Origin of the sequence: Evansella cellulosilytica DSM 2522, from assembly GCF_000177235.2 — a bacterium.
Taxonomy (GTDB): domain Bacteria; phylum Bacillota; class Bacilli; order Bacillales; family Salisediminibacteriaceae; genus Evansella; species Evansella cellulosilytica.
Window position 1 is genome coordinate 3350333 of record NC_014829.1, and the last position, 15042, is coordinate 3365374.

The following is a 15042-nucleotide window of genomic DNA, read 5'->3' on the forward strand; positions in this document are numbered from 1 at the left end:
TGTTTATCTCGTATTACTAGTGAAAAACCACAAATATCGACGTTTTTTTGTATTTTGATACTCATTTTTAATGAAATGTTCTATAGTTGTCAATTTCATCATTCACTAAATAACATCATACTTTCAAAAGATATTTTCTTATTAATAAATTTTCTTTTTGACTTACTTTGAACATTGTTGTTGATTTTCACTTCAGGATACTCGCTTGCCGCGGGCAAGGCTTCAGCTAATCGGGGGAACCCCACCCCGATGGATCTTCAGCTCTTGCTTTTCCCGCAGGCGTCTCGTACCCTTTCCTTCAATCAACAATACTTTGTACAAAACCGGGGAATTATGCTGCTACTGAATACTTGAAGCAATTTCATCATTCACTTTCTAAAAAGATCTTAGTCTCAGAATAATATCATCTCATGAAAAATTTCTTGTTAATTTAACTTTGGTGTTTTTTTTCACTTCATGATAACTTGTCAAAGATGCTTGCCATACTTCGATTTAAATATTCTTACTAAAACTCCATTCTAGGTGTAAAAAAAGAGGACACCCTAAAGGTTACTATTTCAACCTTTTGGAATATCCTCTTGATAAAACTATTTTATAAATGATTTTTCTACAAGCGATTTCACTTCTTCAGCAGTGTTTAAGTGTAGTGCTTCTTGTGCGACCTTCTCGGCGGCCTCTTTAGTGATTCCCGCTAGCTGACTTCTAGCTGGCAATATGGAGGTAGCACTCATACTGAATTCATCTAATCCAAGACCTAGTAATAGAGGTATGGCAACTGAATCACCAGCCATTTCCCCACACATACCAGTCCACTTACCTTCTTTATGTGATGCATCGATAACCATTTTTATTAACCGCAAAATCGCTGGGTTATATGGTTGATACAAATAGGAAACTTGTTCATTCATACGATCTGCAGCCATCGTATATTGAATCAAATCATTAGTTCCTATACTAAAAAAGTCAACTTCTTTTGCAAATTGCTCCGCCATAACAGCGGTAGATGGGATTTCGACCATAATACCTATCTCTATAGAATCACTTACTTCAGTACCATTATCTAATAACCCTTTCCTCTCTTGTTCAAGGATTTGCTTCGCTTGTCTAAACTCACTCAAAGTCGCAATCATTGGAAACATTATTTTTATGTTTCCGAATGCACTTGCTCTTAGAAGTGCTCGCAATTGTGTTCGAAACATGTCATCCTGTTCTAAACAAAGACGAATTGCCCGAAACCCTAAGAAAGGATTCATTTCTTTCGGAAGATCTAAGTAAGGTAATTCTTTGTCTCCACCAATATCTAAAGTACGGATAACGACAGGTTTTCCATCCATTGCTTCAGCGACACTTTTATATGCCTGGAACTGTTCTTCTTCTGTAGGTAATTGATCTCTTCCCATATATAGGAATTCAGTACGGTAAAGCCCCACAGCCTCTCCACCGTTATTTTTTACACCTTCAATATCTTTCGGTGTACCGATATTTGCAGCAAGCTCTACATGGTGACCATCCTTCGTTGTAGTAGCTTCATGAACGAGCTTCGCCCATTCTCTTTTTTGTTCTTCATGTTCTTGTTTCTTTTTCTCATAATCAGCAAGCTCTGTACTTGAAGGGTTGAGAATGACATCCCCCTCCATTCCATCGACAATAATAGTGATGCCGTGCTCCGCTTCACCTGTAATGGACTTTGTACCGACAACAGCTGGAATTTCCATTGACCTCGCCATAATCGCAGAGTGAGAAGTCCTACCACCAATGTCAGTAACAAAACCTTTTACAAATTGTTTATTTAACTGAGCAGTGTCTGACGGCGTTAAATCCTCAGCAATAATGATCACTTCTTCATTTATTTCTGTTAAAGACACGATTGGCTTACCTAAAACATGTGCAAGAACCCTTTGAGAGACGTCCCTTATATCAGCTGCTCTTTCCTTCATATATTCATTTTCCATTGCTTCAAACATAGCAATGAATTGATCAGCAACAGCTTTTAATGCATATGCTGCATTCACTTTTTCATCTCTCACTTTATTACGTATCGTATCCACTAATTCTGGGTCACTAAGTACTAGTATGTGAGCAGAGAATATTTCTGCGTGCTCTTCACCAAGACTTTGAAGCGTTTTTTCTTTAATTGCTTCGAGCTCTCCTTTAGCTGTTTCAAGAGATAAATCAAATTTTTCTATTTCTTTATTAATATCATTCACTTCTTCTTTTACTACTGTTAAATCAGGAGGAACTAAGTGGAAGGCTTTCGCTATTGCTATTCCAGCCGAAGCACCAATCCCTGTTAATTTCATTGTCATTACTCTGCTAATCCTTCCTTCATAAGGGCATCAAGTTCTGCCATCGCTTTATCAGCATCTGCCCCTTCTGCTTTAATTGTTACTTCAGCTCCTTGAGAGACACCTAAAGACATTACACCCATGATTGATTTAAGGTTTACTTCCTTCCCTTTGTGCTCTAAAGTAATTTCTGCATCAAACTGTCCAGCTTTATTAACTAGTTGTGTAGCTGGTCTCGCATGAATTCCTGTGTCTGCTGTAATTGTGTATTTCTTTTCTGCCATAATAAAACACTCCTTTTATAATTTAACTAGTGGTCTACGAATGTAATCATAAGCGTTTCTCGCTATTAAAGTACCCATATTATAAAAGTTTAACGCTAATTTTGTGAGTAAAATAAAAAGGCATGAGCAAAGACTATATATGACATACCGGTAAACCAATCCGATAGCTCAACAAAAGAATAAATGCTGTTGAGAATTTCATATACACCTCTTTACTCATGCCTGATCGAATCAGTAACACGTTCTTTGGTGATAACTTTTCATTTATGATACTAACGCTACTTATTTTTTTACATTTTTAACCACTTGTATTTACAAGTTTTATTGTAACATATTTTCTTTTTTCAATACAATAAAAATACTCCAAAAAATAGATTAAAAGAATATGATGAATAACCATCATCTTTTGTTTTCTTTAAAAATAACCTCAGGGTGATTTTCCCTGAGGTTTTAAGCGAAAACTTTACTGCAATCGTGTATTGCTAGCTTAAATCTTTAGTTCCCCTAATCTAACTAATTCAATAACAGCTTGAGAACGCCCCTTAACTCCAAGCTTTTGCATCGTATTTGAGATATGATTTCGAACAGTTTTTTCACTAATAAACAGTTCTGCGGCAATCTCTTTTGTTGTCTTATCCTGTACAAGAAGTTCAAACACTTCTCTTTCGCGCTTCGTTAGTAATGGTTTAGGTCGGAACTCATGTTCTTTCAATAGTTTCACCCTTTCTTGCATGGGCTGCTTTGTCTAATTTATAGCAAGCAGTAGGTTTGTATTTAGTCATCATTATCTTATGTAAGGAATGGAATGCCTGTGACATGACTTTACTAGGCAAGAAAGGATTTTTTCTTTTAAAATTACGATTCATCTAATAAAAAAGAGATATAAGAAGGTATTTGAATAAAAATATTTGATTAACTGCCTTTTTTTAATCGCTCTTTAACATGATCGCTCCAAGGTTCTGGTTTTCCAGAAACACTTGAAATTTGAACAATTCTTCCTCTCCCAGTTAAACACACTTCATTATTCTCGTTTAAAACAATATAATGCAATTCAACTGAAGTATTGCCCACATGTACGACCTTCACTGCCACCTTTATTGTCTCATCAAAAAAAATTTGCTTCAAATAGTTACACTGAATATCTGCAGTTACCGGAAATACAGAACTACCTTCTTTTATTGTAAGACCTAAAGATCTCAAAAAGTTAATGCGTGCCTCTTCAAAGTAGACAAATGCATTTGTATTATTCATGTGTCCAAATGCGTCAGTCTCAGAAAACCTTACACATATGTTATGAAAAAAACGAAAGCTTTGTTTCCATTCTTGAAAATTACCGATGTAATCGGGTAAATTCATTTACCTTCCCCCTAATAAATGAATGAATAATCATTCATGAAATTTTGATAAGAAAAACGTTATGTGAGTCTCACTCATTAACGCTTTTCTTCAAAATAAAAGGAGAGACAAATCTCTCCCCTTATTATTTTTATACATTGTCACTTCCAAAGAAGTTCTTAAAGGATTGTAATGTTGTTTCTCTATTTAAAGAAGCGATAGATGTTGTCAATGGTATGCCTTTAGGACATGCTTGCACACAGTTTTGTGAATTACCACAGTTTGTTAATCCACCTTCGCCATCCATAATCGTTTGAAGGCGTTCTGTTTTGTGCATTGCACCCGTTGGATGATTGTTAAATAAACGAACTTGAGAAAGTGCTGCAGGTCCAATAAATTCTGATTTACTGTTTACATTTGGACATGCTTGTAAACATACACCACAAGTCATACATTTTGATAACTCATATGCCCATTGACGTTTAGATTCTGGCATGCGCGGTCCCGGCCCTAAATCATACGTTCCATCTATTGGTACCCATGCTTTTACACGCTTAAGAGAATCAAACATTCTACTTCTATCTACAACTAAATCTCTAACAACCGGGAACGTATTCATCGGCTCTAGACGAATAGGTTGTTCAAGCTGGTCTATTAACGCTGTACAGGATTGACGAGGCTTTCCGTTAATCACCATTGAACAGGCGCCACATACTTCCTCTAAACAGCTTGAATCCCACGATACAGCCGTTGTCTCTTTTCCATCTGCATTCACTGGATTACGGCGAATTTCCATCAATGCGGAAATAACATTCATATTTTCACGGTATGGTAGTTCAAAAGTTTCTTTGTATGGTGCACTATCCATGTCCTTTTGACGTGTAATGATTATTTTAATTGTTTTCCCACTCATGATTTTTCACCCGCCTTCTTCTTAGAAGTGTAGTCGCGCTTACGAGGCTTGATGAGAGATACATCAACATCTTCATATTCGAAATTAGGTGTATTCGTTTCAGGGTTATATTTCGCTTTAGTCGTTTTTAACCATTCCTCATCGTTTCGTTCAGGGAATTCTGGTTTATAATGCGCACCTCGGCTTTCGTTTCTGTTATAAGCCCCTAGTGTAATGACTCTTGCTAAGTTTAGCATCCCTTCTAATTGACGAACAAATGCCGCACTCTGGTTACTCCACTTTGCAGTATCATCAATATTAATGTTCTTGAAACGTTCCATTAATTCTAGTATTTTTTCATCAGTAGCTAGTAGCTTTTTATTTTCGCGAACTACAGTTACATTTTCAGTCATCCATTGCCCTAGTTCCTGGTGAAGCTTAAATGCATTTTCTTTCCCATTGAAAGAAAGGATTTCTTGGAATTTTGCTTCGTCAGCTTTGATCTGTGCCTCATAAACAGAATCTGAGATTTCCTCACTCTTCTTTTCAAGACCTTCAATATACTCAATCGCTTTCGGACCAGCGACCATACCTCCGTAAATAGCTGAAACTAGAGAGTTTGCTCCTAATCTGTTAGCACCATGCTGAGAATAATCACACTCACCAGCTGCAAACAAACCTGGAATATTGGTCATCTGATTATAGTCAACCCATAATCCACCCATAGAATAGTGAACTGCTGGGAATATTTTCATTGGTACTTTACGAGGATCGTCACCCATAAATTTTTCATAGATTTCCATGATCCCACCAAGCTTAACATCGAGCTCCTTTGGATCCTTATGAGAAAGGTCTAAATAAACCATATTTTCACCATTAATTCCGAGCTTTAAGTCGACACATACGTGGAATATTTCCCTTGTTGCAATATCACGAGGAACTAAGTTCCCATAAGCTGGATACTTCTCCTCAAGGAAGTACCATGGCTTTCCATCTTTATACGTCCAAACACGCCCACCTTCTCCACGTGCAGATTCGCTCATAAGTCGAAGCTTATCATCACCTGGAATTGCGGTAGGGTGGATCTGAATAAATTCACCATTTGCATAATAAGCACCTTGCTCGTACACTGCTGCTGCAGCATAGCCGGTGTTAATCATGGAGTTGGTTGATTTACCAAAAATAATCCCTGGACCACCTGTAGCCAAAATAACAGCATCAGCTCTAAAGGATTCTATTTCAGAAGTTTGTAAGTTTTGTGCCGTTACACCACGACATACATTATCATCATCTAAGACAGCGTGTAAAAATTCCCAGCCTTCATACTTTGTGACTAATCCCGCTACCTCATGACGTCGTACTTGTTCATCTAGCGCATATAGAAGCTGCTGACCAGTCGTAGCACCAGCAAATGCTGTACGGTGATGTTGTGTACCGCCAAAACGGCGTAATGCTAAAAGGCCTTCACCAGTACGGTTAAACATTACTCCCATACGATCCATTAAATGAATAATACCAGGTGCTGCATCACACATTGCTTTTAGAGGCGGTTGATTCGCTAGAAAGTCTCCTCCATATACAGAATCATCAAAGTGCTCCCATGTAGAGTCGCCTTCCCCCATTGTATTTAATGCGCCGTTAATTCCACCCTGCGCACAAACAGAGTGTGAACGTTTTACAGGTACTACGGAAAATAAGTCAACGGAAACACCTGCTTCGGCTGCTTTAATTGTCGCCATTAGCCCAGCTAAACCGCCGCCAACAACGATAATTTTACCTTTGCTCATTCTAAACACTCCTTCTCTTTGGCTAGACAAATGCTAAGATTGCTCTTATACCGATATAGGACATCACAACGAATATAGCCATTGTAACGTATGTTGCAATTTGTTGAGATCTTGGTGATACAGTGATTCCCCATGTAACAGCAAATGACCATAAACCATTCGCTAAATGGAAAGATGCTGCAACGATTGAAATAATGTATAGAACAAGAGCGATCGGACTAGCGACAATGTTTGCTACCATGTCATAATTCACTTCTGCTCCAAGTGCTTTTTGAATTCTCGTATCATATATATGCCATGCGACAAAAATGATCGTTATTACTCCTGTAATACGTTGTAAGCGGAACATCCAGTTCCTAAAATAACTATATGTAGACGTATTATGTTTAGCTTGAAAAGCAATATATAGACCATAAATGCCGTGAAAAATAATTGGAATATATATAAGACCAAATTCCAATACTAATAAAAACGGCAAGCGTTCCATCATTCCTGCAGCTTGATTATATACTTCTGGTCCTTGTACCGCCTGGTAGTTCACCAAAAAGTGAACGACTAAAAAGGCACCTAATGGTACAACACCTAGCAGGGAATGTAATTTCCGATAGAAAAACTCACGATTAGTAGACATCAAACTCTCCCCCTATTATGTTTTATACTATACTAATAACCTATTTTATGAACGAACAAATATACCTCCTTTAACTTCTCAATTTCTATTATTCTAACATTGTCAATCATTAAATTGCACACAATTTTGTATAAAGTGTGACAATTCCATTTTACCCCTCTTCCCTATGCTGCGTCAAGAAAGCGGATACAGTATTTAATTTTATAAAAAAGCGTTTAGCTTAACACAATCTCCTTATTAAACCTTTATTTGTCTCGCATTTAATTAAAAAAAAAGAGCCCTCAAAAGAATTAACTCTTTAAAAGAACTCTTTTCAAATAAATATTAAAACGTTGGTATTACTGGGATTATTAACCATAATCCCCCTTCTTACTCTTTATTTACATGCGATTATATATTCTTTTACTTTCATTAATACAGTTACTTTCCATTTAATATAATAAATGTTTTATGTGTGAAGAAATGCATACACAATTTTCTTGAAATACCTTTTTGTGAATTAACCAATAATGATACGTTCTGTGGGATATTTATAATGACTCGTTTTTTCTCTACCTCTAATAGAAAAGAGGAATGCTACTAAACCAACCCGTCCAATTAGCATCAGCACCATCAAGGTAATTTGACTTGGAAGTGTTAATGTTGGGGTAATTCCCATCGATAAACCACACGTTCCAAACGCCGAGCTCACTTCAAATATTATCGCCATTAGCTCTAATTCACTACTATGCTCAAAAGCACTAACTAAAATAATGGCAGTAAACAACCCAACAACGAAAACAGAAAGTACGATAAACGCTTTTTGGCGGTCCTCTTCGTGTATTTCTCTCCCAAATGCTTTTACATCTTTTCTTCCTAAAGCAAAGCTTCTAATTGTTAAAAACATGACCGCAAGCGTTGTCGTACGAATACCACCACCAACACTTGATGGACTCGCGCCGATAATCATTAATGCTGATAAAAACAATAAGCTCGCCAAAGTTAATTGAGAGACATCCATTGTCGCTAAACCGCCACTTCTTGCAGTAGCCGAATTAAATAGTGAAAAAAATAGTTGCTGATGCCAACTTAATCCATCGTAAAAAGCGTTTTTTTCTATGATCCACAAACCTACTACACCGATTCCGAACACAATAAAATAAGTAGAGGCAGCAATTTTCGTAAACAAGCTAAACCTAAAACTTCTATCCTTCGAAGTAAAATACTCCTTTAACTCCATTAATACAGGGAATCCAATTGCTCCAGCGAAAATTAAAAGAATGGAAACTAATTGAACAAAGTAATCATCAACGAATGGAATTAAAGAAGCTCCTGTAACGTCAAAGCCGGCATTCGTAAAAGCTGATAATGCGGCAAAGGCACCTTGATAGTATGCCTCTCCAACTGTATCAAAATAGTTTAAGAAATACGTTCCCAGTATTAATGCACCTATTATTTCTATTCCTAAAGCGACAAACAAAATTCCACGCATTAAATTAACGAGACCAGAAAAAGCAATTTGATTGTGGTCTACCATGATAAGCATACGTTGGGAAAGATTTATTTTCCTACCGAATACGAGCCAAATGAATGTCCCTAGTGTCATCACACCAATTCCACCTAATTGAATCGCTAACGCTAATATAAAAACACCGAAACCACTATAAGTTTCAGAAACGTTTACGACAGTAAGTCCTGTGACACTTACTGCACTTACTGATGTGAAAAGAGCCTCAGAGTAGGTAACGTTTACACCAGGCTGCGCTGATATTGGTAAGTATAAAAAAATACTAAATACAAACATTGCTATTATGTAAGAAAATACAATAATCCTAAAAGGACTTAAAAACTTACTCATACCAAGATTCATTTAACATTACCTCCGCCTATAAATCGGGTAATAGTATAACACGGGATTAACATATATACTATAGTTTGTCCAAGAAATTCATGGATAATTTTTATCCGAATGAATCATGTATGTGGTAATATAATAAAAGAATAAGTTTACAGATTAACAAATGAAGGATGAATGCAATGGCCAAGAAGAAACAGTGGATTGACACAATTGAAGAACTCAATATGGAGGTTTCAGCTTATAGTAATCATCTTCTTCGCCATGTATTATTACCTGAACTATTAGGGGAAGATGAGGAAAGTATTTTATACTGGGCAGGAAAATCAGTTGCGAGAAAGCTTAAAACAGAGCAATTAGATGACCTCTCACTTTTTTTTGAAAAGGCGAACTGGGGAACACTTTCTCTCTTAAAAGAAAAAAGGACCGAAAAACATTACGAATTAGTAGCTCCCCTTATGATACACGAACGCCCTGTGACTTTAGAATGTGGTTTTTTAGCGCAATGGACTGAGCAGCAAACACAGTATGTGACAGAGGCCACATATGAAGTGAAAAAGAAAAAGCCTTTAACGTGTCGGATCATCGTTCGTTGGGATAACTCCGATCCTATTTATAAGGACTAATAAATATTTATTTTAGAAAAAAATGGGGACTCAAAAGGCTAACCTTATGAGTCCCCATTTATTGTTACTATGATGTTACTTTCGCTTCTTCTCGCACATCTAAGTCAAATGCGGTGTGAAGTGCTTCCACTGATTTCACCATATCTACTTCAGGTATGACAACAGATACTTTAATTTCTGACGTACTTACCATTTTAATAGAAACTTCTTGCTCAGAAAGTACTGTAAACATGTTTGCGGCAACACCAGGGTTTGAAACCATACCAGAACCAACTATTGATACTTTTGCCAAGTTATCCTCGTGACGAATATGCTCGTAACCTAATTCCTCTTTATTTTTCTCTAAAATAGAAAGCGCTTCTGTCAATTCATGTGTGTGAATGGAAAAAGATATATTCATTTCATTTTTGCCTGTCATTTGTTGAATGATAATGTCGACATCAATGCCCGATTCCGCAAGTGCTGAGAACACATTTGACATTGTATTAAAGTTATTCGGTAAATGTTCAATTGTAATTTTTGTCACTGCACCTTCAAAAGCTAATCCTCGTACTGCTAAATTTTGTTCCATTGACGCTTCCTCCTCTACAATCGTTCCTTCTTTATCAACCATGCTTGATCTAACAATAAGTGGTACATTATAGTTCTTTGCAAATTCAACTGCTCTAGGATGCAATACTCCAGCACCTAAGTTTGCAAGCTCCAGCATTTCATCATAGGAAATGCTATGTAGTTGTCGAGCTTTTTTAGCAGTTCTAGGGTCACAAGTATAAACACCAGTAACATCTGTAAAAATAGAACATGATTCAGCTTTAAGGGCAGCAGCCAACGCTACTGCAGTTGTATCAGAACCACCACGACCAAGCGTTGTTATCTCACCGCTTTCCGTCATCCCTTGAAAACCAGCTACTATTACAGCTTTATTTTCATCTAAAGCGGATTGCACTCTATCTGTCTCAATTCCCATTATTCTAGCGTTTTGGTGAATAGGCTCCGTTTTAATCCCCGCTTGCCAACCAGTAAACGAAACGGCATCAATACCGATTTCCTTTAAAGCCATAACCATTAAGGACATCGTTACTTGCTCACCAGTACTTAATAGCATATCCATTTCTCTTTTATCAGGATGCTCACTTATATCTTGCGCTAATCCTACTAACGCGTCGGTTGATTTCCCCATCGCAGATACAACGGTAACTACTTTGTTACCTGCTTCCATTGCAGCTTTCACCTTTTCAGCTGCTCTTTTAATTTTTGTTACATCTCCTACAGAAGTCCCTCCGAACTTCTGAACAATCGTTGCCAACATGAACGCCTCCTCTTTTGATTCAAACATACATTTCATTGTACTCTCTGCCCTATTTAATAGAACATAATCAATAAAGATAGCTCACGGATGAAACCTATGAAAGTATGAAGCTAACATACCCTATTCAGCTTTAATTAAACTGAAATTTTTCATGAGGTTTCGACAAAAATAAAATAAAAAACGACAGTAGGCTATATCCCACTGTCGAATACGACTTTTAAAATATGATACATACAAAGCCGCTCCGTGAGATAGTGCTCCATGCAGTTCTCCTGCATGACAGTTCTGTACTTATTCAATACAGATCCAGAAGATTGTCGTTGAGAAAACATTTCTTCTTCGGCGAATTCCCCTTTCAAGCTATGATCTTTGAAGCTCAACCTTCTCTCATAGTTTACTGATGGTTTTCGCACCTCTACCTTCACTCCTAAGAGCAAAAAGTTATGAATTTTTATTTTTTTGTAAGGAAATATTACACAAATAGTAGTTTATCAAATACATTTTTTTTTTGCAATTACGATTATTGCTCCTCTTCTTGTATTTTATCGAATAGCGCTTTAGCAACTAACTTTGGTATACCTACACCTTCAATTTCCTCTATATTAGCTTCCTTTATTCGCTTTAACGATCCAAAATGCTTTAAAAGTTCCCTTTTTCTCTTTTCTCCAATTCCCTCAACATCATCAAGTATAGAAGAAAACATTGATTGCTTTCTTACGTTTCTATGAAACGTAATGGCAAATCGGTGCACTTCATCTTGAATTCTTTGGAGTAAATAAAACTCCTGACTCGTTCTTTTCAAAGGAACGACCTCAGCCGGATCTCCGATCATAAGTTGTGAAGTACGGTGCTTTTCATCCTTTACGAGGCCGCAAACAGGAATATAAATGCCGAGCTCGTCCTCTAACACACCTTGCGCAGCAGAAATTTGTCCTTTTCCTCCATCGATTACAATTAAGTCAGGAAGTGGTTGATTTTCTTTCAGCAACCTTATATATCTTCTTCGAACAACTTCTCTCATCGATTCATAGTCATCAGGTCCCTCTACATCTTTCACTTTGTATTTACGATAGTTCTTTTTATCTGGCTTACCATCCAAAAAAGAAACCATCGCAGATACAGGATCGACTCCTTGAATATTAGAGTTATCAAAAGCTTCGATTCGATGAGGCGTTTCTATATTTAGTGCAGCACCGAGACGTTCAATTGCAACGATCGTTTTTTGCTCATCTCGCTCTATAAGATCGAATTTCTCCTTTAAGGCTATTTGTGCATTTTTATTAGCAAGGTCAACTAATTGCTTCTTTTGTCCTTTTTTAGGTTTAAACGTCTTCACTTGAATAAACTCTTGTACGACAGCCTCATCTATCACTTCCGGAATTAATATCTCCTTCGGTTTACGATGTTGATCGTTTAAATAAAACTGCCCAACATATGTGTAAAAATCATCCTCTGGCTCTTGGTACATTGGAAACATAGAAACATCTCTTTCAATCAATTTACCTTGTCTAATAAAAAATACTTGGACGCACATCCAACCTTTGTCATATGCATAACCAAATACATCTCGATCAACTTCATCTGTCATCGTCATTTTTTGCTTTTCCATCACGGCTTCTATGTGCTGTACTTGGTCTCTCAATTCTTGCGCACGTTCAAAGTTCAACTCTTCAGATGCTTCTAGCATTTTATTCGTTAAGTTTTCTTTAATCTCCTTATGACCACCATTTAAAAATTTAGTAATTTCTTGCACCATTTCTTGATTTTTTTCTTGTGTAACATCAAACTCGCACGGAGCTAAGCATTGTCCGATATGATAATATAAACAAACTCTATCAGGTAACGTGCGGCATTTCCTTAGCGGATATAGGCGATCCAACAATTTTTTCGTTTCATTAGCAGCGTGCACATTCGGATATGGGCCAAAATATTTCCCACCATCTTTTTTGACCTTTCTCGTAGTAATTAAGCGAGGGTGCTCCTCTTTCGTAATTTTTAAATAAGGATAACTTTTATCATCCTTCAAGAGTACATTATATTTTGGTTCATGCTTTTTAATAAGATTTTGCTCGAGAAGTAAAGCCTCTATATTTGATGAAGTGACAATATATTCAAAGTCTCGTATTTCCGAAACGAGGCGTTGAGTTTTTTTATCATGAGAACCAGTAAAATAAGAGCGGACGCGATTTCTTAGTAACTTCGCTTTCCCTACATAAATAATCGTTCCATGTTTATTTTTCATTAAATAGCAGCCAGGCTGTGCTGGCACTAACGATAATTTCTCCTTTAATTCTGGCATTTTTGTTCTCCCCTTTTATATTGAACCCAATTACTAATATCACTTCGTTTATATTTATAAATTTATCATAAAGGTGCATTTTATTATACAGGATTTAATAGGAGGTATACTTTACAATTTCTTGAAGTCGTTATTGGCTAATAAAACTATCTAGGAGGAAGTTGATGTGAGGCAAATTTCACAATATTAGGTTAACAAAGAAAAAACTGAATGATTTTACATCACTCAGTTTTTTAAATATTATATGTGCTTATTTAATAAGCTTGCTAACTGTTCTTTCGGTTGGAAGCCAACAACTTGATCAACGACTTGCCCATCTTTAAATACGAGCAGTGTTGGGATACTCATAACACCGAACTTCCCAGCAGTTTCTTGATTCTCATCGACGTCAAGCTTTACAATTTTTACTTTGTCGCCCATTTCACCGTCTAACTCCTCTAATACTGGAGCGATCATTTTACAAGGGCCACACCATGGCGCCCAAAAATCTGCTAATACTACGCCTTCACCTGTTTCAGCGGCAAAGTTTTGATCTGATACGTTAACGATTGCCATTCCAAAATTCCTCCTCAAAACAATAAAATAATTACCTTATACTGTATTATATCACCATTAAATTCTTACCTGGTAATATGTTGCTTATAATTATGTCCATTGTTTTCTTATATATTTACAACTTATTTCCTATAATAAATAACATTCCCTCATAGTGCAAAAAAAATGCTTCAAAAAAACAACCTTCACTTTTTTGGAGAAAGGAAGGTTGTTTTTTACTTTCATTAATTTACGAGAACTTTTTTAAATTCCTCGGTTAGCTTAGGTATAACTTCAAACAGATCTCCTACTATACCATAATCGGCAATTTGAAATATCTCGGCTTCTGGATCTTTATTAATTGCAACAATTACTTTCGAATTGGACATACCTGCAACATGCTGAATAGCACCACTTATTCCTACAGCAATATATAAATCTGGCGTAACGACTTTACCTGTTTGCCCAATTTGCAACGCGTAATCGCAATATTCTGCATCACATGCTCCACGAGATGCTCCAACAGCAGCACCTAAAACATCCGCTAATTCATAAAGAATACTAAAGTTCTCTTCCCCTTTCATTCCGCGGCCACCAGCTACTATGATCGAAGCCTCTGATAAATCTATACCAGTAGATGTATTTTTCACCACTTCTTTTATCATTGTTTTTAAGTCCATTATAGGTACATCCAGCGACTCGATATCCCCGCTTCTTTCTTCCTCTTTTTCAAGGGCAGCAATATTATTAGGTCGGATTGTCGCAAAAATCATGCCGTCCGTTACAACAACTTTTTCAAACGCTTTGCCAGAATAAATCGGTCTCGTAAAAACCACTTCTTCACCTACTACGTCATATGATACTGCATCTGATATAAGCCCTGATCCGATACGTGCAGCTAATTTAGGTGCGATGTCACGTCCTACTGCAGTATGACCTAAAAGAATTCCGTCAGGGTTTTCCTTATTAACAACTTCATTTAACGCTTGTGCATAGCCTTCTGGAGTATAGTGTGCTAGTTTTTCATTTTCAACTACAATGACCCTGTCGGCCCCGTATGCCACCATCTCATTTGCATGATTTGATACTTTTTCACCTAGAACAACACCAACGACTTCTCCACCGGAGGAAATACCTTTTGCCGCTGCAATTGCTTCAAAAGTAACATTACGGAACTGTGCATCACGAATCTCACCGATAACAAGCATTTTCTTTGCCAAGACAAT

At 36.9% G+C, this 15042-nt stretch carries 13 protein-coding genes and 1 riboswitch; of the genes, 1 reads left to right on the plus strand and 12 read right to left on the minus strand.

Annotated elements, in window-relative coordinates; all coding sequences use genetic code 11:
* Window positions 1-587 precede the first annotated feature (587 nt).
* From ptsP to BCELL_RS15585, 8 genes are all read right to left on the minus strand, one after another.
* Window positions 588-2306, minus strand: coding sequence for a phosphoenolpyruvate--protein phosphotransferase (gene ptsP / locus BCELL_RS15550; RefSeq protein ID WP_013489724.1), 1719 nt, complete (start codon window positions 2304-2306; stop codon window positions 588-590).
* Window positions 2306-2569 carry a phosphocarrier protein HPr gene (locus BCELL_RS15555; RefSeq protein ID WP_013489725.1) on the minus strand — a complete coding sequence of 88 codons (264 nt, stop codon included), beginning with the start codon at window positions 2567-2569 and terminating at the stop codon, window positions 2306-2308. Before BCELL_RS15555 ends, ptsP begins: the two co-directional genes overlap by 1 nt.
* A 487-nt stretch (window positions 2570-3056) precedes the next feature.
* Window positions 3057-3281 (minus strand): helix-turn-helix domain-containing protein, encoded by a 225-nt coding sequence (locus BCELL_RS15560; RefSeq protein WP_013489726.1) that lies wholly within the window; start codon window positions 3279-3281, stop codon window positions 3057-3059.
* A 200-nt stretch (window positions 3282-3481) separates the two neighbouring features.
* The gene (locus BCELL_RS15565; RefSeq protein WP_013489727.1) at window positions 3482-3925 is read right to left on the minus strand and encodes an acyl-CoA thioesterase; all 444 of its coding nucleotides are present in this window, start codon (window positions 3923-3925) and stop codon (window positions 3482-3484) included.
* Between the two features lie 130 nt (window positions 3926-4055).
* Window positions 4056-4817, minus strand: a complete 762-nt coding sequence (sdhB, locus tag BCELL_RS15570) for a succinate dehydrogenase iron-sulfur subunit (RefSeq protein WP_013489728.1) — start codon at window positions 4815-4817, stop codon at window positions 4056-4058.
* Window positions 4814-6583 (minus strand): succinate dehydrogenase flavoprotein subunit, encoded by a 1770-nt coding sequence (gene sdhA / locus BCELL_RS15575; protein WP_013489729.1) that lies wholly within the window; start codon window positions 6581-6583, stop codon window positions 4814-4816. Before sdhA ends, sdhB begins: the two co-directional genes overlap by 4 nt.
* Before the next feature lie 22 nt (window positions 6584-6605).
* Entirely contained in the window at window positions 6606-7214 is a 609-nt protein-coding gene (locus tag BCELL_RS15580) for a succinate dehydrogenase cytochrome b558 subunit (protein ID WP_013489730.1), read from the minus strand.
* Window positions 7215-7713: 499 nt separating this feature from the next.
* The gene (locus tag BCELL_RS15585; RefSeq protein ID WP_013489731.1) at window positions 7714-9063 is read right to left on the minus strand and encodes a TrkH family potassium uptake protein; all 1350 of its coding nucleotides are present in this window, start codon (window positions 9061-9063) and stop codon (window positions 7714-7716) included.
* A 167-nt stretch (window positions 9064-9230) separates the two neighbouring features.
* Between BCELL_RS15585 and BCELL_RS15590 the strand changes: the two genes are divergently transcribed.
* Window positions 9231-9674: a YslB family protein gene (locus BCELL_RS15590; protein WP_013489732.1), complete on the plus strand. Its 444-nt coding sequence runs from the start codon at window positions 9231-9233 to the stop codon at window positions 9672-9674.
* Window positions 9675-9741: 67 nt separating this feature from the next.
* Here the strand turns inward: BCELL_RS15590 and BCELL_RS15595 are convergent, their stop codons facing one another.
* The 4 genes from BCELL_RS15595 to BCELL_RS15615 all read right to left on the minus strand — a co-directional run bounded on the left by BCELL_RS15595 (window position 9742) and on the right by BCELL_RS15615 (window position 15036).
* Window positions 9742-10980: an aspartate kinase gene (locus BCELL_RS15595; RefSeq protein WP_041809116.1), complete on the minus strand. Its 1239-nt coding sequence runs from the start codon at window positions 10978-10980 to the stop codon at window positions 9742-9744.
* 247 nt (window positions 10981-11227) lie between these two features.
* A riboswitch (Lysine riboswitch) is annotated at window positions 11228-11409 on the minus strand.
* 94 nt (window positions 11410-11503) lie between these two features.
* Window positions 11504-13282 (minus strand): excinuclease ABC subunit UvrC, encoded by a 1779-nt coding sequence (uvrC, locus tag BCELL_RS15605; RefSeq protein ID WP_013489734.1) that lies wholly within the window; start codon window positions 13280-13282, stop codon window positions 11504-11506.
* A gap of 240 nt (window positions 13283-13522) precedes the next feature.
* A complete protein-coding gene (gene trxA, locus BCELL_RS15610) occupies window positions 13523-13837 on the minus strand; it encodes a thioredoxin (protein ID WP_013489735.1) in 315 nt (104 codons plus the stop codon).
* Between the two features lie 224 nt (window positions 13838-14061).
* Window positions 14062-15036, minus strand: a complete 975-nt coding sequence (locus BCELL_RS15615; RefSeq protein WP_013489736.1) for an electron transfer flavoprotein subunit alpha/FixB family protein — start codon at window positions 15034-15036, stop codon at window positions 14062-14064.
* Window positions 15037-15042: the final 6 nt, after the last annotated feature.